Consider the following 650-nt stretch of genomic DNA (forward strand, 5'->3'; position numbering starts at 1 on the left):
AGTAAGTATCCCCCGGCAAAGCCGGGGGCTTTAGTTTGTGAGCCGCTCAAAGCGGCAATAGTGACGGAGCCTCCGGCTCCTTGCGACCCCTAAAGGGGTCGGGTCACATCAGTTTTAACTGGTCAATCCGACGATCTTCCTGTTCCTGATGGCGGATGTACTCCCGTATCACCTGCTCATCCCGACCAACGGTTGAAGCAAAATAACCTCTTGCCCAAAAATGATGGCCGACATAGTTCCTTTTTCGACCCAGATAGCTCCGCGCAATGTGAATCGCACTCTTCCCTTTGATGTAACCCACTACCTGCGAGACCGCATATTTCGGAGGAATCGATATCATCATGTGCACATGATCTGGCATCAGATGACCCTCTTCTATCAGGCTCTCCCTCTGCCTCGATAACCGATGGAATACATCGGCCAACTCCCTCCGTATCTGACCAAACAGTACCTTTCTGCGATACTTCGGTATGAAAACTATGTGGTACTTACACTCCCATCGCGTGTGATTTAAACTGCTCACTTGTCTCATGGTTACTCCCTTGTGTGGTGCTTGGCGGCTCACACTTGGGGGTTACTATGAGACTTCTGGAACTGTCAAACTTCGCTTGCCTCCCCAGCAAAGCTGGGGGGTCTCCCTTTTGTACTAG

The 650-nt window shown here is 51.1% G+C and carries 1 protein-coding gene; it reads right to left on the minus strand.

Features of this window, described 5'->3' with window-relative positions; all coding sequences use genetic code 11:
* Window positions 1-103 precede the first annotated feature (103 nt).
* Window positions 104-532 (minus strand): IS200/IS605 family transposase, encoded by a 429-nt coding sequence (gene tnpA / locus JYP50_RS21640; protein WP_206562658.1) that lies wholly within the window; start codon window positions 530-532, stop codon window positions 104-106.
* Window positions 533-650: the final 118 nt, after the last annotated feature.

Origin of the sequence: Parahaliea mediterranea (genome assembly GCF_017255185.1) — a bacterium.
Taxonomy (GTDB): Bacteria; Pseudomonadota; Gammaproteobacteria; order Pseudomonadales; family Halieaceae; genus JAFKCZ01.